The sequence below is a fragment of the Mediterraneibacter faecis genome, from assembly GCF_055383675.1.
Map to the genome: position 1 here is coordinate 1,644,377 of NZ_AP043803.1, position 20,389 is coordinate 1,664,765.

19 protein-coding genes and 1 pseudogene are annotated in these 20,389 nt (G+C 40.4%); 19 read left to right on the forward strand and 1 reads right to left on the reverse strand.

The window, feature by feature from the left end:
* Nucleotide 1 precedes the first annotated feature (1 nt).
* The 14 genes and pseudogenes from ACZ47Z_RS07750 (at nt 2) to ACZ47Z_RS07815 (ending at nt 10,761) form a co-directional block, all read left to right on the forward strand.
* The gene (locus tag ACZ47Z_RS07750; protein ID WP_015529172.1) at nt 2–535 is read left to right on the forward strand and encodes a Holliday junction resolvase RecU; all 534 of its coding nucleotides are present in this window, start codon (nt 2–4) and stop codon (nt 533–535) included.
* A gap of 95 nt (nt 536–630) precedes the next feature.
* Complete coding sequence (gene hisZ, locus ACZ47Z_RS07755) at nt 631–1,890, forward strand: ATP phosphoribosyltransferase regulatory subunit (protein ID WP_020436641.1); 1,260 nt, start codon at nt 631–633, stop codon at nt 1,888–1,890.
* Nucleotides 1,891–1,902: 12 nt separating this feature from the next.
* Nucleotides 1,903–2,547 carry an ATP phosphoribosyltransferase gene (gene hisG, locus ACZ47Z_RS07760; RefSeq protein WP_015529174.1) on the forward strand — a complete coding sequence of 215 codons (645 nt, stop codon included), beginning with the start codon at nt 1,903–1,905 and terminating at the stop codon, nt 2,545–2,547.
* A gap of 4 nt (nt 2,548–2,551) precedes the next feature.
* The gene (gene hisD / locus ACZ47Z_RS07765; protein WP_020436642.1) at nt 2,552–3,844 is read left to right on the forward strand and encodes a histidinol dehydrogenase; all 1,293 of its coding nucleotides are present in this window, start codon (nt 2,552–2,554) and stop codon (nt 3,842–3,844) included.
* Nucleotides 3,845–3,866: 22 nt separating this feature from the next.
* Nucleotides 3,867–4,457: an imidazoleglycerol-phosphate dehydratase HisB gene (gene hisB / locus ACZ47Z_RS07770; RefSeq protein WP_015529176.1), complete on the forward strand. Its 591-nt coding sequence runs from the start codon at nt 3,867–3,869 to the stop codon at nt 4,455–4,457.
* 26 nt (nt 4,458–4,483) lie between these two features.
* Nucleotides 4,484–5,767, forward strand: coding sequence for a bifunctional phosphoribosyl-AMP cyclohydrolase/phosphoribosyl-ATP diphosphatase HisIE (gene hisIE / locus ACZ47Z_RS07775; RefSeq protein WP_083475020.1), 1,284 nt, complete (start codon nt 4,484–4,486; stop codon nt 5,765–5,767).
* A gap of 85 nt (nt 5,768–5,852) precedes the next feature.
* On the forward strand, nt 5,853–6,197 hold the full coding sequence (locus tag ACZ47Z_RS07780; protein WP_054751192.1) for a hypothetical protein: 345 nt from the start codon (nt 5,853–5,855) through the stop codon (nt 6,195–6,197).
* A 124-nt stretch (nt 6,198–6,321) separates the two neighbouring features.
* Nucleotides 6,322–7,173, forward strand: coding sequence for a dTDP-4-dehydrorhamnose reductase (gene rfbD, locus ACZ47Z_RS07785; protein WP_015529178.1), 852 nt, complete (start codon nt 6,322–6,324; stop codon nt 7,171–7,173).
* Between the two features lies 1 nt (nt 7,174).
* Nucleotides 7,175–8,470: a dicarboxylate/amino acid:cation symporter gene (locus ACZ47Z_RS07790; protein ID WP_015529179.1), complete on the forward strand. Its 1,296-nt coding sequence runs from the start codon at nt 7,175–7,177 to the stop codon at nt 8,468–8,470.
* Between the two features lie 177 nt (nt 8,471–8,647).
* Nucleotides 8,648–9,040: a pyridoxamine 5'-phosphate oxidase family protein gene (locus ACZ47Z_RS07795; protein WP_054751193.1), complete on the forward strand. Its 393-nt coding sequence runs from the start codon at nt 8,648–8,650 to the stop codon at nt 9,038–9,040.
* A 12-nt stretch (nt 9,041–9,052) separates the two neighbouring features.
* A complete protein-coding gene (locus ACZ47Z_RS07800; RefSeq protein WP_054751194.1) occupies nt 9,053–9,460 on the forward strand; it encodes a PAS domain-containing protein in 408 nt (135 codons plus the stop codon).
* Nucleotides 9,461–9,484: 24 nt separating this feature from the next.
* Nucleotides 9,485–9,916 carry a flavodoxin family protein gene (locus tag ACZ47Z_RS07805; RefSeq protein ID WP_464525426.1) on the forward strand — a complete coding sequence of 144 codons (432 nt, stop codon included), beginning with the start codon at nt 9,485–9,487 and terminating at the stop codon, nt 9,914–9,916.
* Nucleotides 9,906–10,148, forward strand: a pseudogene (locus ACZ47Z_RS07810) (VirD4-like conjugal transfer protein, CD1115 family); the annotation flags it as partial. The gene ACZ47Z_RS07805 and the pseudogene ACZ47Z_RS07810, both read left to right, overlap by 11 nt.
* Nucleotides 10,149–10,236: 88 nt before the next feature.
* On the forward strand, nt 10,237–10,761 hold the full coding sequence (locus ACZ47Z_RS07815) for a flavodoxin family protein (protein ID WP_008119059.1): 525 nt from the start codon (nt 10,237–10,239) through the stop codon (nt 10,759–10,761).
* Between the two features lie 368 nt (nt 10,762–11,129).
* On the opposite strand, the gene ACZ47Z_RS07820 is transcribed toward ACZ47Z_RS07815, so the two are convergent.
* Nucleotides 11,130–11,993 carry an AraC family transcriptional regulator gene (locus ACZ47Z_RS07820; RefSeq protein ID WP_464525427.1) on the reverse strand — a complete coding sequence of 288 codons (864 nt, stop codon included), beginning with the start codon at nt 11,991–11,993 and terminating at the stop codon, nt 11,130–11,132.
* A 203-nt stretch (nt 11,994–12,196) separates the two neighbouring features.
* On the opposite strand from ACZ47Z_RS07820, the gene ACZ47Z_RS07825 reads away from it, so the two are divergent.
* The 5 genes from ACZ47Z_RS07825 to ACZ47Z_RS07845 all read left to right on the forward strand — a co-directional run bounded on the left by ACZ47Z_RS07825 (nt 12,197) and on the right by ACZ47Z_RS07845 (nt 20,387).
* Nucleotides 12,197–15,235, forward strand: a complete 3,039-nt coding sequence (locus ACZ47Z_RS07825) for a glycoside hydrolase family 2 TIM barrel-domain containing protein (protein ID WP_054751198.1) — start codon at nt 12,197–12,199, stop codon at nt 15,233–15,235.
* Between the two features lie 167 nt (nt 15,236–15,402).
* Nucleotides 15,403–16,800: an MFS transporter gene (locus ACZ47Z_RS07830; RefSeq protein ID WP_464525428.1), complete on the forward strand. Its 1,398-nt coding sequence runs from the start codon at nt 15,403–15,405 to the stop codon at nt 16,798–16,800.
* 90 nt (nt 16,801–16,890) lie between these two features.
* Complete coding sequence (locus ACZ47Z_RS07835) at nt 16,891–17,706, forward strand: helix-turn-helix domain-containing protein (RefSeq protein WP_055172544.1); 816 nt, start codon at nt 16,891–16,893, stop codon at nt 17,704–17,706.
* Between the two features lie 118 nt (nt 17,707–17,824).
* Nucleotides 17,825–19,690, forward strand: coding sequence for a TIGR03960 family B12-binding radical SAM protein (locus ACZ47Z_RS07840; protein WP_054751199.1), 1,866 nt, complete (start codon nt 17,825–17,827; stop codon nt 19,688–19,690).
* Nucleotides 19,674–20,387, forward strand: coding sequence for a TIGR03936 family radical SAM-associated protein (locus tag ACZ47Z_RS07845; RefSeq protein WP_054751200.1), 714 nt, complete (start codon nt 19,674–19,676; stop codon nt 20,385–20,387). The genes ACZ47Z_RS07840 and ACZ47Z_RS07845 overlap by 17 nt, the downstream gene beginning before the upstream one ends.
* The last annotated feature ends 2 nt before the right edge of the window (nt 20,388–20,389 follow it).

Here is a 20,389-nt window from a genome sequence, read left to right on the forward strand (position 1 = left end):
GATGGCAACATGGAACTCGAGAGGACTTAGAGGTTCGACACTGGAGGAATTTATCAATCATTCGAATGAAAGATACAGTGAGATGGGACTTGCACTGATGCAGAAAATCCCGACACCGATTACTCCGGTACGTATGGATAAAGACCACAGACAGATTACACTTGCGTATTTCGACAAAGCAAGTACGGTAGACTATATCGGAGCAGTGCAGGGAATCCCGGTCTGTTTTGATGCGAAAGAGTGTAATGTAGATACCTTCCCACTTCAGAATGTACATGAGCATCAGATGGACTTTATGGAAAAGTTTGAACGGCAGGGCGGGATTGCTTTTTTTCTGATCTATTATACAGCAAGAAATGAGCTTTATTATATGCAGTATACACAGATCCGTAAGTTCTGGGACCGCGCGCAGAGCGGGGGACGCAAGAGTGTCCGGCTGGAAGAATTAGATCCTGAATGGTTTTTTCAACTGAAAAATGGCTATTTTGTGCCGTATCTGGATTTAATTCAGAAAGATTTGGAAACGAGGGATTGACAGAATCCTACAAAGTCCGTATAATTACAAACAGGTTTTAACGTGGTAGCACGCTAAAGTGAAAAACCAAGAAAAGACAGGAAGGTGAACGAGACATGGAGCAGAAGTTACATACCCCGGAAGGCGTTCGGGATATTTATAATAGAGAATGTGCCATTAAGCTGGCATTGCAGAAAAAGCTGAATACTGTATTGCATTTATATGGATATCAGGACATACAGACACCGACATTTGAATATTTTGATGTATTCCGCAAGGAAATCGGTTCGACATCGATTAGAGATCTTTATAAATTCTTTGACAGAGAGGGGAATATTCTGGCGTTGCGCCCGGATATTACACCGTCCATTGCAAGAGCAGTAGCAACACTGTTTGAGACAGAGAATTTTCCAATTCGTCTGTGTTATGCCGGAAATACATTTATCAATCATTCCAGTTATCGTGGACGCCTGAAAGAAAATACACAGCTTGGTGCAGAGCTGATCGGTGTGGATTCTATCGAGGCAGATGCAGAAATGCTCGCAATGGTTGTGGACGGACTTAAGAAAACCGGACTAAAGGAATTCCAGGTAAGTATCGGACATGTTGATTTTATTCAGAGTCTTTTCGAGGCAACGAATCTGGAAGACGAACAAAAAGAAGAGATCCGTACATTGATTGCGAACAGAAACTTCTTTGGTGTGGAAGAGATTCTCGATCATTATGAGATTGCCGATCAGGTGAAAGAAGCGTTTCATCAGCTTCCGGAACTGACAGGTGGACCGGAGATCCTTGCAGATGCAGGACGCATTGCTCCGGGTGAAGCAGCAAGACTTGCGGTAGAACGTCTTCGCCAGATTTATGATCTGCTGAAGATTTATGGAGTAGAGGATCATGTAACTTTTGATCTGAGCATGAGCGGAAGTTATGGATATTATACAGGAATCATTTTCCGTGCCTATACTTATGGAACAGGAGATGCAGTTGTGCGTGGAGGACGTTACGACCACCTTCTTGAGAAGTTTGGAAAGAAGACACCGTCGATCGGATTCGCAATCATTCTGGATGAACTTATGAGTGCACTGGATCGTCAGAAGATCAAAGTAGAGACAGGACACCGCAATCTGCTTGTTTATACGGATGCAACGGAACAGTGGGCAATTTCTCTTGCGAGGTCATTTCGTGCAAAAGGAAAAAATGTCGAGATGATGAAGAGAAACTCCTGGGATGAAAGAGAGACTTTTGAAGCGTATGGAAAGCGTTCTTCTGTTGCAAGTATGCTTTACTTAAGAGAGGACCGGAAGATTGAAGTGATCAATCTTCAGACAGGAGAAGAGAAGCTGGTCAATACAAAAAAGAAAACAAAGCAGCAATAAAGGAGCAGATCAATGAGATATTTAACATTTGCCCTTACAAAGGGAAGACTTGCAAAGAAGACACTGGAGATGCTGGAGCGTCTTGGAATCACATGCGAGGAAATGAAAGATAAGGATTCCAGAAAGCTGATTTTTGTAAATGAAGAACTGGGATTGAAATTCTTTCTCGCAAAAGGACCGGATGTGCCGACTTATGTAGAGTACGGAGCAGCAGATATTGGAGTTGTCGGAAAAGATACGATTATCGAAGAGGGGCGTAAAGTCCATGAAGTCCTGGATCTTGGATTCGGAAAATGCAGGATGTGTGTGTGTGGATATGAAGAGGCAGCAGAAAAACTGAAACATCATGAACTGATCCGTGTGGCAACGAAATATCCGAATATCGCGAAAGATTATTTCTACAACAAGAAACATCAGACAGTAGAAATTGTGAAATTAAACGGTTCGATCGAACTTGCACCGATTGTTGGCTTATCTGAAGTCATCGTAGATATCGTAGAAACCGGTTCTACATTGAAAGAAAACGGACTGGTCGTACTTGAAGAAGTGTGCCCGCTGTCAGCGCGAATGATCGTCAATCCGGTCAGCATGCGAATGGAAAATGACAGAATCAAAGAGCTGATCACAAATTTAAGAAATCTTCTGAGGGAGGAATAGACAAATGCGTATAGAGAAACTGAATGAGAATACGAAGAAGAATCTTCTGGATGACCTTTTAAAGAGAAGCCCGAATAACTATGGGAAGTTTGAAGCAAGTGTTCAGGAAATATTGAATGCGGTGAAAGAAAAGGGAGACGAGGCTGTATTTGAATATACAGAGAAATTTGATGGAGTCAGACTGGACGCAGAGCATCTTCTTGTAACGGAAGAAGAGATCGCAGAAGCATATGAGCAGGTAGATGATGAACTGATCGCTATTATCAGAAAAGCACTTGTGAATATCAGAGACTATCACCAGAAACAGATGCAGTACAGCTGGTTTGACAGTAAACCGGACGGAACAATTCTTGGACAGAAAGTGACAGCACTCCAGAGAGTCGGTGTTTATGTTCCTGGCGGAAAAGCAGCTTACCCATCTTCTGTACTTATGAATATCATGCCGGCGAAGGTTGCAGGTGTAGATGAGATCATCATGGTAACACCTCCAGGAAAAGATGGAAAGGTAACTCCGACAACACTGGTTGCGGCAAAAGAGGCCGGTGCAGATAAAGTTTACAAGGTTGGCGGAGCTCAGGCAATTGCAGCACTTGCATATGGAACAGAGTCTATTCCGAAGGTAGATAAGATCGTAGGACCTGGAAATATCTACGTAGCTCTTGCTAAGAAAGCGGTTTATGGATTCGTAAGCATTGACTCAATCGCAGGACCAAGTGAGATCCTTGTTCTTGCTGATGAGACGGCAAATCCACGTTTCGTGGCAGCAGATCTTCTGTCTCAGGCAGAGCATGACGAGATGGCATCTGCAATTCTGGTTACAACAAGTATGGAACTTGCAGAGAAAGTATCTGCACAGACAGATGCATTTGTAAAAGAGCTTTCCAGAGGCGAGATCATTCAGAAATCCCTGGATAATTATGGACATATTCTCGTTGCAGAGACAATGGAGGATGCAATCGATGCAGCAAATTCTATTGCTTCCGAACATCTTGAGATCGTGACAGCGAATCCGTTTGAGGTGATGACAAAGATCCGTAATGCCGGAGCTATTTTCATCGGAGAATATTCCAGTGAGCCGCTCGGAGATTATTTTGCAGGACCGAACCATGTCCTTCCGACAAACGGAACAGCAAAATTCTTCTCACCGCTATCTGTAGATGATTTTATTAAAAAATCAAGCATTATTTCTTACTCAAGAAATGCACTTGAGAAGATCCACACAGATATCGAGAAATTTGCAGAGGCAGAACATCTGACAGCACATGCAAATTCAATCAAAGTAAGATTTGAAAAATAAGAGAAAAGGAGCTGTGAGTGTAATGCAGAACAGAATCGGAAGCTGCAAAAGAAAGACAAAAGAGACAGATATTGAACTGACAATCAATCTGGATGGACAGGGAAAGAATCAGATTGATACAGGAATTCCGTTTTTTGATCATATGCTGGATGGATTTGCAAGACATGGATTATTTGATTTAAATGTTAAGGTGCGTGGGGATCTTGAAGTGGATTCCCATCACACGATCGAAGATACAGGAATCGTACTGGGACAGGCAATCGCACAGGCACTTGGAGATAAGGCCGGAATTAAGCGATACGGATATTTTGTACTGCCAATGGATGAGGTTCTTGCTCTTGGAGCAGTTGACCTTTCCGGCAGACCGTATCTGAACTTCCAGGCAGATTTTACAGTACCGGTGCTTGGAACAATGGATACAGAGATGGTGCGTGAATTTTTCTATGCAGTTTCCTATAGTGCTGCAATGAACCTGCACCTTAAGATCCTTGATGCAGGGAATAATCATCATATGGCAGAGGCTTTATTTAAAGCATTCGGAAAGGCTCTGGATATGGCGGTATCAGAAGAGCCAAGAATAAAAGAAGTATGGTCTACAAAGGGAAGCCTTTAACGGCGTGACAGAAGGAGTAAGAAGGAATTATGTATAAAAGACTGACCCCTTGTATTTTTATAGAAAGAGGGAAAGCGGTGCAGTGGTTCGGTGACAGAACTGTGATCGCAGATGATGTGATGGAACTTGCACGCCACTACAATGAAAGAGGAGCGGATGAACTGATTATTTTCGATCTGTCAGACTCAGATGAAGAACATGATGAGACGATCAACCTCCTCAAACAGATCAACCGTGCAATCAGTATTCCAATGGTTGTCGGAGGAAACATCAGACGTGCAGAAGATGTGAAGAAGATTCTTTATGCCGGAGCGAAACGTGCAATGCTGAATTTTTCAAAAGCACTTTCCATTGAATTAATCGAGGAAGTATCCAAGCGTTTTGGAAAAGAGAGAATCGCTGTATCATTAAATGATTTCGATGCATTGTTTAAACAGCAGCATCTGATCGAAGCATATAGTACAGAGATGATATTTATGCATCGCCTGGATCTGAATTCTGTTGTAAATGTTACAGAAACGCAGTGTGTTGTTGTCACGGATACGATGGATGAAAACGAGATCCTTAATATTTTAAAGAGTGATGGTGTAAAAGGTGTATCCGGAAGATTCATCAGTCGCCTGGATATGGATTTTAATCAATTCAAAGAAGTCTGTGCAGAAAATGGAATCAAAATGACATCCTTTGAAAGCCAGATGGATTTCGGTGAGTTTAAATTGAATTCAGACGGACTGATTCCGGTGATCGTTCAGGATTATAAGACAAATGAAGTCTTAATGATGGCATATATGAACGAGGAAGCATTTGAGCATACTGTGAAAACCGGGCGCATGACTTACTATAGCAGAAGCAGAAAATGCCAGTGGATCAAAGGTGAGACATCCGGGCATTTCCAGTATGTGAAATCTCTTGCAATCGACTGTGACAGAGATACGATGCTTGCAAAGGTAGAACAGATCGGAGCAGCATGCCATACGGGAAACCGCTCCTGTTTCTATACAACAATTGTTGGAAATGATTACGATGCCAAGAATCCGGTTCAGATTTTTGAATCCGTATATCAGACAATTGTGGATAGAAAAGAGAATCCAAAAGAAGGTTCCTATACGAACTATCTTTTTGAAAAAGGTCTGGATAAGATCCTGAAAAAGGTTGGAGAAGAGGCGACAGAAGTTGTGATCGCTGCAAAAAATCCAGATGTCGAGGAAGTGAAGTATGAATTATCTGATTTCCTTTATCATGCAATGGTTCTCATGGTAGAAAAAGGGATTACCTGGGAAGACATTACAGGAGAACTGGCTGACCGGTAGAAAACGCTGTATCAGATTTTCCTGGAAGAATAAAGCAGAAGAAACTTTCATAAACTAGAAAAAAAGAAGATGGAGAGGATCTTTCGTGCAGGAAAAAGAATCAGAAGTTCGTAGGCGTAGATTGTGGGAAGAAAATCGCAGACGACAGCGGAATACCGGTATGATAACACCGGCAATTCATCCAAGATATGGTCGTTTATATCGGGAATTATATCCGGATGGTCTGGAGCAAAGTGCAGGAAATGGAGCAGAAGATCTAGATAAGAAAGAAAACAGCAGAGGAAGCTTTACTACCAGATTGATCCTGTCCACTTTTCTGTTTCTTGTGTTTCTTTATGTCAGTCAGAACAGTGTAGAACTTCAAGGGATAAGCAGCCATGAGATTATAGAGAAGATTCAGGAAAACCATGATATTTTCTTGACAGACTAAAAGTGTAATCTTGACACGGAAACAGTAGATTGATAAAATATTATTGACGTTTATTTTATAGTATATGAGAGGCGTTGATTGGATTCAGCGCCTTTTTCATTGCATGAGAAGGAGGAAATGAGAGATGATTAAAGTATGGATAGCCGGCTCAAACGGCCAGATCGGCCGAGCGTTGAACGACATTCTGGATCCATTAGAGATCGAAGTGCTGAATACGGATCTGGATGATCTGGATATTACAAACACAGAGGAAGTTCTTAACTTCGGTATTGTAAACCGTCCGGATGTGATTATCAACTGCTGCGGTGTTACAGACACCGATCTGTGCGAAAAAGAACCGGAACATGCTTACCGGGTAAATGCACTTGGAGCAAGAAACTTAAGTATCGTCGCAAGAAAGAATGGCGCAAAGATCGTCCAGCTTTCAACAGATGATGTATTTGACGGACAGAGCAAGAAACCGTATACAGAATTTGATGATACGAATCCACTGACTGTTTATGGAGCATCCAAAAGAGCTGGTGAGAATTATGTGAAAGAATTCACACACAAGCATTTCATTATCCGCAGTAACTGGGTTTACGGAAAAGGTGGAAATAACTTTGTTAACCGTGTGCTCGAAGTGGCAGAACAGGGAAAAACACTTTCTGTAGCAGGAGATCAGTTTGGTTCCCCGACAAGTGCCAAAGATCTCGCAAGAATGATCCTGTATCTGATCAGTACGAATGAATATGGTACTTATCATGTAACTTGCAGTGGAGTCTGCAATCGTTACGAATTTGCTCAGGAGATCTTGAGATTGTCAGGGAAAAACGTTGAATTAAAGGCAGTTCCGACAGAACAGTCAGACCTTTCTTCTGTCAGACCACCGTATGCGGTATTGGACAACTTCATTCTCCGTATTATTGATATGTATGATATGCCGGATTGGAAAGAGTCATTAGAAGAGTATATGAAAGAAAGAACGGAGAATTAGAATGAAAAATAAGAATGTGAAAGATGAAAAGAAAGAGAAGAAAATTGGTCTGACGACCAAGATTTTCATTGCTCTGCTTTTAGGTGCTGTTTTTGGAATTGTACTTTGTTATCTGATTCCAGACAGCAAGGTAAAAAATGATATTATAGTAGAAGGAATCCTCTATGTGATCGGACAGGGATTCATCCGTCTGATGAAGATGCTTGTTGTACCGCTTGTATTTTGTTCCCTTGTGTGCGGAAGTATGGCAATCGGAGATACGAAGAAGCTCGGAACAGTAGGTGTCAGAACATTGGTATTCTACCTCGCAACAACAGCTCTTGCTGTAACAGTTGCTTTATCAGTTGGTAATCTGATCAATCCGGGTATCGGACTTGATATGAGTGCAATCAAGACAAGTGCGTCCACAGTTGAGACAATGGAAGCAACTTCCCTGACAGATACAATTCTAAATATCATTCCGGACAACCCGATCAATTCCCTGGCAAGTGGAACAATGCTTCAGGTTATCGTATTTGCGCTGATCATTGGTGTTATCCTTGCGAAGATGGGTGAACGTGCAGAGACAGTTGCGAACTTCTTCAGCCAGTTCAATGACATTATGATGGAAATGACAATGATGATCATGAGCCTTGCACCAATCGGTGTATTCTGCCTGATCAGCCGTACTTTTGCTACAATCGGATTCAGTGCATTTGTTCCGCTGGCAAAATACATGATCGCAGTACTTTTGGCACTTGCGATCCAGTGTCTGGGAGTATATCAGATTCTGTTAAAGATTTTCACAGGACTGAACCCGATCCGCTTCATCAAGAAATTCTTCCCGGTTATGGCATTTGCATTCTCTACAGCGACATCAAATGCGACAATCCCGCTTTCTATTGAAACACTTTCTAAGAAAGTCGGAGTTTCCAAGAAGATTTCTTCCTTTACGATTCCGCTTGGAGCAACAATCAACATGGATGGTACTTCCATCATGCAGGGTGTTGCAGTTGTGTTCGCAGCACAGGCGTTTGGAATCCATTTGAGCATGGCAGACTATATTACAGTTATCGGAACAGCAACACTGGCATCTGTCGGAACAGCCGGAGTACCAAGTGTTGGTCTGGTTACACTGACAATGGTATTTAACTCTGTCGGACTTCCGGTTGAAGCAATCGGTCTGATCATGGGTATTGACCGTATCCTTGATATGACAAGAACAGCTGTTAATATCACAGGTGATGCTGTATGTACAACAATCGTTGCACATCAGAATAAAGCTCTGGATAAGAAAGTCTTTTATGAGACGGAGTAAAAGTGAATAGATAGTATATGCACTGTCTATGGTATAGAATGATATAAGTGAAACCCCTGGTTTACGTCTGGAATGATGTGAAACAGGGGTTTTATGATACGGTTGATTAGTGCATAAGAAGCGATGGAATGGTATAATTCTATTATTGATAAATTTTAATAACAGGAGGCTTATACCATGGAACGAGTAGTAAATTTTTTAAAAGAAGCAGAAACGTATTATTTAGCAACAGTGGAAGGAGACCAGCCAAGAGTTAGACCTTTTGGAACAGCGCATGTTTTTGAAGGAAAACTGTATATTCAGACCGGAAAGGTGAAGGATGTTTCAAAACAGATTCACGCAAACCAAAAGGTGGAAATCTGTGCATTTAAAAATGGCGAGTGGCTTCGTGTAGCCGGAGAACTTGTAGAAGATGACAGAAGAGAAGCAAGACAGTCTATGCTTGATGCTTACCCATCTTTACAGAATATGTACTCGGCAGATGATGGAAATACAGAAGTATTCTATTTTAAAAATGTGACAGCTACATTTTCATCATTTACACATGAACCGGAAGTAGTGAAGTTTTAAGGACAACATAAAATGGAGAAAAGTAAGAAGAAAAAAATATATAAAAAGATAGATATGGTCAGTTTTTATAAGAGCATTGTTGATCAGGACAGGGCATCCGTTGTTATATGCAATCTTAAACATGAGATTATTTACATGAATCCGGCAGCTGTTATCAGCTATGCGAAGCGAGGCGGCGATAAACTTATTGGAAGAAGTCTGTTAGATTGTCATAATCCGGAATCAAAAGATAAAATACAGCAGGTAGTGGACTGGTTTGCAGTAGATGAAAGCCATAATATCGTTTATACTTTTCACAATGAGAAACAGAATAAGGATGTTTATATGGTGGCACTCAGAGATGAGGGAAAGTTGATAGGATATTATGAGAAACATGAATATCGAAATGCAGAAACTATGAAACAATACGATTTGTGGTGATGGAGTAGGCAGAAAGGAAAATAAATGAGAAAAGCAATCGTATATGCATCTGTACATCATAGAAATACAGAAAAATTAGTAAAAGACATAGCAAAAGAGTGCCAAGTTGATTTGATTGATGCTGTAAAACGATCAGATGCAGATCTGAGTAGTTATGATATGATTGGGTTTGCATCAGGAATCTATTTTTCAAAATTTCATCAGTCGATATTGGAATTTACAGAGAAGAATCTACCGGACGATAAAAAGGTATTTCTGATCTGTACTTATGGTGAAAGTGCGAATTACAAATCCATAGAGCAGATTTTGGACAAGAAGCGTTCTAAAGTGATAGGAAAATTCGGATGCAGGGGCTATGACACATTTGGTCCATTTAAACTGGTGGGTGGTATTGCCAAAGGGCATCCAAATGAAGAAGATATAAAAAACGCAGTGGAGTTTGTAAAAGTATTATGAAAAACTGAAGGATAAGGGCGAGAATGTGTATATAGATTCTCTTACCTATGAGCAGTTTATGGTGCTTGGTGATGCGGAATTAAGCAGAAGATTCTCCATGCAGGATGAAGCAGAGCAGAAAGAGGAAGTGAAGAAAGCATTGGCTGCAGGAGTTCCGAAAGCAACGATTCTTACTTACTTCTATCCGGAGGTTTCTGTGGAGAGGATGAGGTCATATCGGAAGAAGCATTAAATGATATAGCATAGGCACAGGAAATGTGGTATACTGTGCCTATGTAAAAAAGAATGTGTTTTACAATCGGAAGTTGGAGGATACACGCATGAAAATTGTAATCATTAATGGAAGTGCCAGAAAAGGAAACACGCTGACAGCAATCAATGCATTTATAAAAGGAGCATCAGAAAAGAATGAAATTGAAATCATTGAACCTGACAAACTCAACATTGCACCATGCAAGGGATGTGGTGTCTGTCAATGCTCTAAGGGATGCGTCGATAAGGATGATACAAATCCTACAATTGATAAAATTGCTGCCGCAGATATGATTCTTTTTGCTACACCAGTTTATTGGTGGGGAATGTCAGCACAATTGAAACTTATCATTGATAAGTGCTACTGCCGTGGATTGCAGTTAAAAAATAAAAAAGTTGGCACGATTGTTGTAGGCGGTTCTCCCGTAGACAGTATCCAGTATGAGTTGATTGATAAGCAGTTTGACTGTATGGCAAAATATCTTTCATGGGATATGCTTTTCAAAAAATCATATTACGCAACAGCCAGAGATGAACTTGAAAAAAACAAGGATTCCATGAACGAACTTGAGGGGATCGGAAAAAATTTATAAAGCACGTTCCAAATTCCAGTTTGTCTGACTCACAACAATTTAATAGCAAACAAATACAAGCACTTTAGCCAATAAGGTTAAGGTGCTTTTTTGCGCCTTGAAAGGAGGTGGTTGAAGCATACCACATCGGGGAAAGCCCGATTTAATCATTACAACAGGCATTGCCTGATCATAATATAGATCAATCGTAACTATTCAGTACAGAAATATGCGGTACCGCATATTTCGTAAGAAAACGTATATTATGTAGGAGCAAGCGCCCATCAGCGAAGCTGATTCTAATGCGCTTGAGGCTCGCAACTGTGAAGGTACTGAACAGTTACGAGTAACTTTTAACAGCCAGTTATGGATTTATGATATTGTGGATTTTAGAACTTGTTTCTTATCTTTCGGTACTCTCTTGGAGAATATCCTTTCAGCTTGTGGAAAAGCCGGCTGAAATAAAGCTGATTATCATACCCGACGATTTTAGAAATTTCATTGATGGAATAGGTTGTTGTTTCAAGTAACATCTGGGCATTGTTAATTCGGATTCCCACAATAAACTGCATTGGTGTAGAACCTGTGTATTTTTTGAAGTTTCGGATAAACCAGCTGACACTCATTCCACGTGAGGCAGCATAATCATCTATGCTAATATTCTGGTTATAATTTTCACTGAAAAAGGTAACTGCGTTATCCATCTCGTGATCTAGGTATTCATTTTTCGAGATATGTTCCCTGGTCAGTTCCCGATGAAAGATGATAAGAAGATGACGGAGCAGAAGGACAAGCATTTCCTCATAATTATCTTGGCAACGCTGAAGCTCGATGATAATACGCTTGAAAATCTGTTCGTATTCCATAGAGGTTCCGACCTGAAATACACGCTCTTTATCCGGGAATCCATATTGCCGTAGGATATTTTTTACATTGTTGCCTGTAAAATGAATCCAGTATACTTCTGGCTTATCTTTTCCATAATATTCATATTTCTGAAGTTCCTTCGGTCTGTACAGTACAATATTACCGGCGGGGACAATCGTTTCGTTATCCACATTGTCAAAATGAAAATGCCCACAACCAGCAGTGATATAGATAATCTGATAATCCAGGCGTCCCCTTGGACGGTAGGTTGGTAACTTTGGATGGCTGGAAAGGCGGTAAGTACCGCAACTTCCTACAACCAGTGGGCGACTTTTGTCTTTGAAATCCATATGGGAGTGGTTTAAATAACCGGTATTCATATACATATGGTAGCACCTCTTTTCCTTTTTTTGTTATTGTATCATTTAGTGCATATTTTGTCTAATCCAATTCATAGACATGTTTTGCAGATTAGGATAAGATATATATATAGCAAAACAGAGAAGCGTAAACATAAAAGTAAAAGACAAGGTTTGCTGTGGAAAAACAAAGTGCAAAAAAATGTATATGTATTAAAGGAGAGTTATTTATGATTGTACCACGTTATTATGAGGATTTAAGTGTACTGCATGAAAATACAATGCCAGCCAGAGCCTATTTTATTCCGGCATCCAAAAGAATGGATAACTTGGTGGAGCACAGGGAAGAATCAGACCGAATGCAGTTATTGAACGGAACTTGGAAGTTCCAGTATTTTAACAGTATCTATGATGTTCAGGAACCCTTCTTTGAGAAAGATTATGATACAGAAAATTTTGATAAGATTCAGGTTCCGAGTGTATGGCAGATGGCAGGATATGACACACATCAGTATACAAACATCAGGTATCCGTTCCCATTTGATCCACCGTATGTACCACAGGATATTCCATGTGGAACATATGCACATACCTTTGTTTATCACAAAGATGAAAATGCACCAAAAGCTTTCTTGAATTTTGAAGGAGTAGACAGTTGCTTTTATGTATGGATCAATGGCTCTTATGTAGGGTATAGCCAGGTTTCTCATATGACCAGTGAGTTTGATATCACCGACCTCCTTCGGGACGGAGAGAACAGCATAGCGGTTCTGGTCATGAAGTGGTGTGATGGTTCCTATTTGGAAGATCAGGACAAATTCCGTATGAGTGGTATTTTTCGGGATGTGTACATTTTGAAACGCCCAAAACAGGCAATCAGTGATTATCATATTAAAACAAGAATTGAGGATATGCTTGCGAAAGTAGAAATTGAAATGAAATTCTACTCTCCGTTAAATGTAAAAATTTCGATTGAAGATAGAAACGGAGCAGTTGTAGCACTAGGAAGTATTGCTGAAGAAGGAACAGCTGTATTAGAAATCGCAAGTCCGGAACTTTGGAATACAGAAAATCCATATCTATATAAACTGATTCTTGAAACAGAGAATGAAGTAATTGTAGATCACATTGCATTAAGAAAGATAGAGATTAAAGACCAGGTTATTTATTTAAATGGACAGAAGATTAAATTCCGTGGTGTCAATCGACATGATTCTGATCCGGTTACTGGATTTACAATCAATCTGGAACAGATTACAACCGATCTTACGTTAATGAAGCAGCATAATTTTAATGCGATCCGTTCCAGCCACTATCCGAACGCACCATTTTTCTATGAAATGTGTGACAAGTATGGATTCATGGTAATAGATGAAGCAGATATTGAAGCTCATGGTCCATTTATGATCTACAGAAAAGAAGACACCGATTACAATCGGTTCAAACGATGGAATGAGAAGATTGCAGATGATCCGGTATGGGAAGAGGCAATCGTTGATCGAGTAAAACTCATGGTGGAACGTGACAAAAACCGTTTCTGTATTGTTATGTGGTCAATGGGAAATGAGAGTGCTTATGGCTGCAACTTTGAAAAAGCACTGGAATGGACAAAGAATTTTGATCCAGACCGTATCACACAATATGAGAGTGCAAGATATCGTAATTATGATGAAACATATGATTACAGCAATCTGGATGTGTACAGCCGGATGTACCCAGCGCTTTCCGAAATTCAGGAATATCTGGATAAAGATGGAAGTAAATCCTTCCTTTTGGTAGAGTACTGTCACAGCATGGGAAACGGACCTGGAGATTTTGAAGATTACTTCCAGATGATTCAGGATAATGATAAAATGTGCGGCGGCTTTGTCTGGGAATGGTGTGACCATGCGATTGCTCATGGAACTGCTGAGAATGGAAAGACTATATATGCTTATGGGGGCGACCATGGCGAAGAAATTCATGATGGCAACTTCTGTATGGATGGATTAGTATATCCGGACAGAACGGTACATACAGGACTTTTGGAATACAAGAATGTTTATCGCCCGGCAAGAGTTATTTCCTATAACAAAGAAAGCGGAGAACTGGTGCTTCATAACTACATGGATTTTGATGACTTGAAAGATTATGTGAAGATTAGTTATGAGCTGACACAGGATGGTCTTGTGATCAGCAAAGGCATACTTCCGGAGTTTTCTGTGGCACCACACGGGGAAGGAAAAACAAACCTGAAGATCAATGTTCCAGAGAATGGGAAATGCTATTTAAAACTTATTTACCATCTGAAAAAAGAATTGCCACTGTTGGATGAAGACCATATTCTTGGATTTGATGAAATTGAGGTAAGTAAAGAGGATACAAAATGTAAACTTGCAGAGAAATGGATACCAAAAACAGTAGTGGACTCTGAATTACAGGTAAATGAAAATGATAAGCAGATTCATATCAAGGGGCGTGAATTTGCTTATACCATAGACAAACGTACTGCACTCTTTACAGAGATGAAATTCGCAGGGCGGGAATACTTGAACCATCCGATGGAATTAAATATTTGGAGAGCTCCAACAGATAACGATATGTACATCAAGTCTGAATGGAAGAAAGCCCACTATGATAAGGCTTACACAAGAGCCTATACGACAGAGGTTGCGCAGGGAAAACATGGTGTGAAGATTATAAGCCATGCTTCCGTTGTGGCAGAGACAGTACAGAAGATACTTGATGTGACGATTACATGGAAAATAGAAGCTGCTGGAAAGATTGATGCAGATATTGCAGTAACAAAAGACGATGAATTCCCGGATCTTCCGAGATTTGGTGTGAGGATGTTCCTGGATAAAAAACTTTCAGCTGCACGATACTTTGGAATGGGACCACAGGAAAGCTATTGTGACAAACATCAGGCTGCGAGCCACGGTTTGTATCAGGCAAATGTAGATGATTTGCATGAGGATTATATTCGCCCACAGGAAAATGGAAGCCATTATGATTGTGAATATGTAGAGCTTAACAACAGCCGATATGGAATTGTGGTCTCTGCGGAAAATGCCTTCTCATTCAATGCTTCTTATTATACGCAAGAAGAACTTGAGGAGAAAACGCATAATTATGAACTGACAGAATCAGATAGTGTAGTATTTTGTGTTGACTATGCACTAAATGGCATTGGCTCTAACAGTTGTGGTCCAGTTGTATTGGAGCAGTACCGATTTGATGATGTATTATTCCGGTTTCAGTTTACACTGATACCGTATGTAAAGGGATAATAAAGTTTCATGTAACCTGTAAACAAGGAAAGAGAGTCTGATTGTAATGTAAAGTCCGGACATACAGAGCAATCAGACAAAATCAGAGAAAAAAACAGAATTAGATATCATACGGTTAGCCATATTGAGATTCTAAGTGCGATGAAGATGAGGAGCAAAGAAATTCGATGGAAGAAAAAAAGTATTTGAAATGGTATAACAAAATTGGATACGGATTAGGTGATATTGCAGGTAATGTAGTCTATGCGTTTCTGACATCTTTTATGATGGTCTATCTGACGGACTCAGTAGGACTTGCTGCAGGTGTCGTAGGTACCCTGATTGCCGTATCAAAACTATTTGATGGTTTTACGGATATATTTTTTGGATCAATGATTGACAAAACACACAGTAAAATGGGAAAAGCGAAACCCTGGATGCTATATGGATATATTGGTTGTGCCATTACGCTGATCTGCTGTTTTGCAGTACCAGTCAGCTTGGGAACAACGGCTAAATATGCATGGTTCTTTATCTCTTACACACTGTTAAATGGTGTGTTTTATACAGCAAACAATATTGCTTATTCAGCACTTACGTCACTGATTACAAAGAACAGCAAAGAGCGTGTGCAGATGGGATCTTACCGTTTTATTTTTGCGTTTTCAACAAGTCTTCTGATTCAGGCAATTACAGTTGGATTTGTAGATAAATGTGGTGGAGATGCTGCAGCATGGAGAACGGTTGCTATTATCTATGCAATCATTGGTCTTGCCGTAAATACGATTTCAGCACTTTCTGTTAAGGAACTTCCTGAGGAAGAACTTAACGAAGGAGAAGTAAAGGATGATAATGAAAAGTACGGAATGGTACAGGCATTCAAGCTTCTTGTTAAAAACAAATATTACATGATGATTTGTGGAACATATATTTTACAGCAGTTATATGGTGCCATGATTGGAGCTGGCATTTATTACATGACATGGGTACTGAAAAATAAGAATTTGTTTGGACAATTTGCATGGGCAGTAAATATTCCACTGATCATTGCCCTGATTTTCACACCGACATTAGTTGGTAAGTGGAAAGGTATGTACAAACTGAACTTAAGAGGTTATGTCTTAGCAGTCATCGGTAGAGCACTTGTTGTTGTTGCAGGATATATGGGCAGTGTTCCGCTGATGATGGCATTTACAGCTCTTGCAGCCTTAGGTCAGGGACCATGGCAGGGAGATATGAATGCAGTTATCGCATCCTGCTCTGAGTACACTTATCTTACACAGGGAAAGAGAATTGACGGAACGATGTACTCTTGTACTTCTCTTGGCGTAAAAATCGGTGGAGGTATTGGAACCGCTGTTGTTGGATGGCTGCTTGAGTTCAGTGGATATATCGGAACAAATGCAACTCAGCCGCAGTCTGCACTCGATATGATGCAGTTTATGTATCTTTGGCTTCCGTTAATCTTTGATGTATTGATTATGTTTGTACTTTCAAAAATGAATGTAGAAGATGCAAATAAAAAACTGAAAGCAGAAAAAGGAATTGTTACAGATGAAGTAACAGATGCATCAGACATAAATTAGAATTGACAGGAGAAAGCGTTGTCTAGTCATTGCTCGATGAGACAGTGCTTTTTTCTATATATAGACAAACGTTGCAAAGGGGAGTATTTCATGCAATTAAAATATGTTGACACAAAAGAGGAGATCATAGCAATAAATAGGAAGTCAAAACATATTGAACCACATCTTCATAATGCACTGGAGATCGTTTGTGTAACAAGTGGAGCATTAGAACTTGGTGTCGGACAGGAACTATACCATATGGAAAAAGGAGATATAGGCTTTGTATTTCCAGATGTTATTCATCACTATCAGGTACTGACACCCGGTGTAAATAAAGCGACTTATCTGATTGCATCGCCATTTACGATAGCCAAATTTGCAGATAACATGCAATCCATGGCTCCTGAATACCCAATCATCAAAGCGGAAAAGGTTGAATCGGAGGTATATCGGGTTATAAATGCAATTTTAGAGACAGAACAGTCGGATATTACTGTTGCACAGGCATATCTTCAAATTGTGTTGGCACGCTGCATAGGAAAATTAAATTTGGTAGAAAAGAGTAATGTGGGGAGCAACGATCTTATTTACCAGACAGTTTCCTATATATCAGCAAATTTTAAGAAGAAATTTTCGCTGGAAGAGATGGCAAAAGATCTGGGGGTGAGCAAATATGTTTTATCCAGACTCTTTTCCAAAACATTCCATAGAAACTTTAATCAATATCTTAACGATGTAAGGCTGAACTATGCATGCCAGCGTTTGGAAAATACGAGTGATTCTATTACAAAAATTTGTCTGGATAGTGGATTTGAAAGTCAGAGAACATTTAACCGAGTATTTAAAGAAAGATATAAAATATCACCGAGTGACTACCGGAGTACATGTCTGAAAGATATGACTGTAACAAGCTTAGCAAGTTAACAATTACATAAAAAGAGAAAATAGGTTGCTTTTTTTATCGTCAAAAGATATGATGTTAAAAGTAGCATTTACAATTTTGTAATATAAATGCATAAGTACAAAATACAAGGAGAAATCCATGAGAAAACTAGCATTAGATGATGATATTTTATTAGAAATTGAAAAACCTGCCCGTTATATCGGCGGAGAGGTGAATGCGGTAATGAAGAACGTGGAAGACATCGATGTGCGCTTTGCGATGTGTTTCCCGGATGTCTATGAGATCGGTATGTCTCATTTGGGGATTCAGATTCTTTACGATATGTTCAACCACAGAGAGGATGTGTGGTGTGAGAGAGTTTACTCTCCATGGCATGATCTGGATAAAGTGATGAGAGAACAGCAGATTCCGCTTTTTGCACTGGAGTCCCAGGATCCGATCAAGGATTTTGATTTCCTCGGAATCACAATTCAGTTTGAGATGTGTTATACGAACATTCTGCAGATCCTTGATCTGAGTCAGATACCACTGCATGCAAAGGACAGAACTTTAGACGATCCATTTGTGATTGGTGGTGGTCCGTGCACATACAATCCGGAGCCGATTGCAGAGTTCTTTGATATCTTTTATATCGGAGAAGGAGAAACAGCTTATGATGAGCTGCTTGACGCTTATAAGGAATGGAAAGGTTCAGGAAAGAGCCGCCGGGAGTTCTTAGAACGTGCAGCGCAGATCGAGGGTCTGTATATTCCGATTTTTTATGATGCAGAATATAATGAAGACGGCACTTTGAAATCATTTACACCGAATAATGAATATGCACCAGCTGTAGTTAAGAAGCAGATCGTTATGGATGTAACAGATGCACCGTATCCGATGAAACCGGTTGTTCCTTTTATCAAAGTAACACAGGACAGAGTTGTTCTTGAGATCCAGAGAGGATGTATCCGTGGTTGTCGTTTCTGCCAGGCAGGAATGCTTTACCGTCCGGTCAGAGAAAGAAATGTTGAGCGATTGAAACAGTATGCGCATGATATGCTGCAGAATACCGGTCATGAAGAGATTTCTCTTAGTTCATTAAGTTCCAGTGATTATTCTGAATTAAAAGAATTGGTAACATATCTGATCGATGAGTTTAAGAATAAGGGAATTAATATTTCTCTTCCGTCTCTTCGAATCGATGCCTTCTCTCTTGATGTAATGAGTAAGGTTCAGGATATCCGCAAGAGCAGTCTGACATTTGCACCGGAGGCCGGATCACAGAGAATGCGTGACGTGATCAATAAAGGTCTGACAGAAGAAGTGATCTTAAACGGAGCAGGCGAGGCTTTCGAAGGTGGCTGGACGAAGGTAAAACTTTACTTTATGCTTGGACTTCCGACTGAGACTGAGGAAGATATGAAGGAAATCGCGCATCTGGCAGAAAAGGTTGCCCGCAGATATTATGAGATTCCAAAAGATCAGAGACATGGAAAATGTCAGATCACGGCAAGTTCTTCTTTCTTTGTACCGAAGCCGTTCACACCGTTCCAGTGGGCTCCGATGTGCAAGGCGGAAGAATATATGAGACGTGCACATCTAGTGAATGATGAATTTAAAGAACAGTTAAACCGTAAGAGTCTGAAATATAACTGGCATGATGCGGAAGTTACGGTTCTGGAAGGTATTATGGCCAGAGGTGACCGTAAGATCAGCAAGGCGATCGAGGAGGCATATCGTTTGGGATGTTTGTTCGATTCCTGGACAGAGAGTTTCCACAATGAACTTTGGATGCAGGCATTTGAGAACACGGGTGTTGATATTGATTTTTACAATCTGCGTGAGCGTGGAGAAGATGAATTGTTCCCATGGGATTTCATCGATATCGGTGTGACAAGAAAGTTTCTGCGCAGAGAATGGGATCGTGCGATGGAAGAAAAAGTAACTCCGAACTGCCGTATGCAGTGTTCCGGATGTGGCGCAGCGAAATTTGGAGGAGGTGTCTGTTATGAAGGCAAGAATTAAATTTAGAAAATATGGTTCTCTCCGATTCATCGGACATCTTGATGTGATGCGTTTCTTCCAGAAAGTGATGCGTCGCGCGGATATTCCGATTGCATTTTCAGGAGGATATAGTCCGCATATGATCATGTCATTTGCTAACCCGCTTGGAATCGGACTGACAAGTGACGGAGAATATTTTGATATTGAATTAACAGAAGCAGTCAACAGTGCAGATGCAGTCAGAAGGATGAACGAAGCCTGTCAGATCGAGGGGATCGAGATCGTAAGCATCCGTAGAATTGCTGAGGAGAAGAAGATGACCGGAATGACAATCCTTGCAGGAGCAGATTATCTGACATCTGTGAGAAAGGGAGCATTTCCGGAGGGCTGGAAAGAACAATTTTCAGAATTTATGGAACAGTTGGAGATCAGGATCGTAAAGCAGACAAAACGAAGCGAGAAGGAAGTTGACATTAAACCATTGATCTATGCATGGGAACTACGAGGCGATTCTGTTTACCTGAAAGTGGCAGCAGGAAGTGTAGAGAATCTGAAACCGGATCTTGTAATGGAAGCATTTTGTCAGTTCCTTGGAATTGAACCGGACAGCGTGAAATTCCAGCATCACAGACTGGAAATGTATACAGATCGCAGTGAAGATGGATCCCTGATTCCATTAGAGGCAATGGGTGTTGATATGACAGGCGATGAGGAATGAGA

What these genes read in the sequence shown, in the direction of transcription:
- ACZ47Z_RS07835 (WP_055172544.1), top strand. Translation starts at nt 16,891, where the DNA reads ATGCAATTAAAATATGTTGACACAAAAGAGGAGATCATAGCAATAAAT.
- hisZ (WP_020436641.1), top strand. Translation starts at nt 631, where the DNA reads ATGGAGCAGAAGTTACATACCCCGGAAGGCGTTCGGGATATTTATAAT.
- ACZ47Z_RS07790 (WP_015529179.1), top strand. Translation starts at nt 7,175, where the DNA reads ATGAAAAATAAGAATGTGAAAGATGAAAAGAAAGAGAAGAAAATTGGT.
- rfbD (WP_015529178.1), top strand. Translation starts at nt 6,322, where the DNA reads ATGATTAAAGTATGGATAGCCGGCTCAAACGGCCAGATCGGCCGAGCG.
- ACZ47Z_RS07815 (WP_008119059.1), top strand. Translation starts at nt 10,237, where the DNA reads ATGAAAATTGTAATCATTAATGGAAGTGCCAGAAAAGGAAACACGCTG.
- ACZ47Z_RS07845 (WP_054751200.1), top strand. Translation starts at nt 19,674, where the DNA reads ATGAAGGCAAGAATTAAATTTAGAAAATATGGTTCTCTCCGATTCATC.
- ACZ47Z_RS07825 (WP_054751198.1), top strand. Translation starts at nt 12,197, where the DNA reads ATGATTGTACCACGTTATTATGAGGATTTAAGTGTACTGCATGAAAAT.
- ACZ47Z_RS07805 (WP_464525426.1), top strand. Translation starts at nt 9,485, where the DNA reads ATGAGAAAAGCAATCGTATATGCATCTGTACATCATAGAAATACAGAA.
- ACZ47Z_RS07820 (WP_464525427.1), bottom strand. Translation starts at nt 11,993, where the DNA reads ATGTATATGAATACCGGTTATTTAAACCACTCCCATATGGATTTCAAA.
- hisG (WP_015529174.1), top strand. Translation starts at nt 1,903, where the DNA reads ATGAGATATTTAACATTTGCCCTTACAAAGGGAAGACTTGCAAAGAAG.
- ACZ47Z_RS07830 (WP_464525428.1), top strand. Translation starts at nt 15,403, where the DNA reads ATGGAAGAAAAAAAGTATTTGAAATGGTATAACAAAATTGGATACGGA.
- hisD (WP_020436642.1), top strand. Translation starts at nt 2,552, where the DNA reads ATGCGTATAGAGAAACTGAATGAGAATACGAAGAAGAATCTTCTGGAT.
- ACZ47Z_RS07750 (WP_015529172.1), top strand. Translation starts at nt 2, where the DNA reads ATGGCAACATGGAACTCGAGAGGACTTAGAGGTTCGACACTGGAGGAA.
- ACZ47Z_RS07840 (WP_054751199.1), top strand. Translation starts at nt 17,825, where the DNA reads ATGAGAAAACTAGCATTAGATGATGATATTTTATTAGAAATTGAAAAA.
- hisB (WP_015529176.1), top strand. Translation starts at nt 3,867, where the DNA reads ATGCAGAACAGAATCGGAAGCTGCAAAAGAAAGACAAAAGAGACAGAT.
- ACZ47Z_RS07800 (WP_054751194.1), top strand. Translation starts at nt 9,053, where the DNA reads ATGGAGAAAAGTAAGAAGAAAAAAATATATAAAAAGATAGATATGGTC.
- ACZ47Z_RS07795 (WP_054751193.1), top strand. Translation starts at nt 8,648, where the DNA reads ATGGAACGAGTAGTAAATTTTTTAAAAGAAGCAGAAACGTATTATTTA.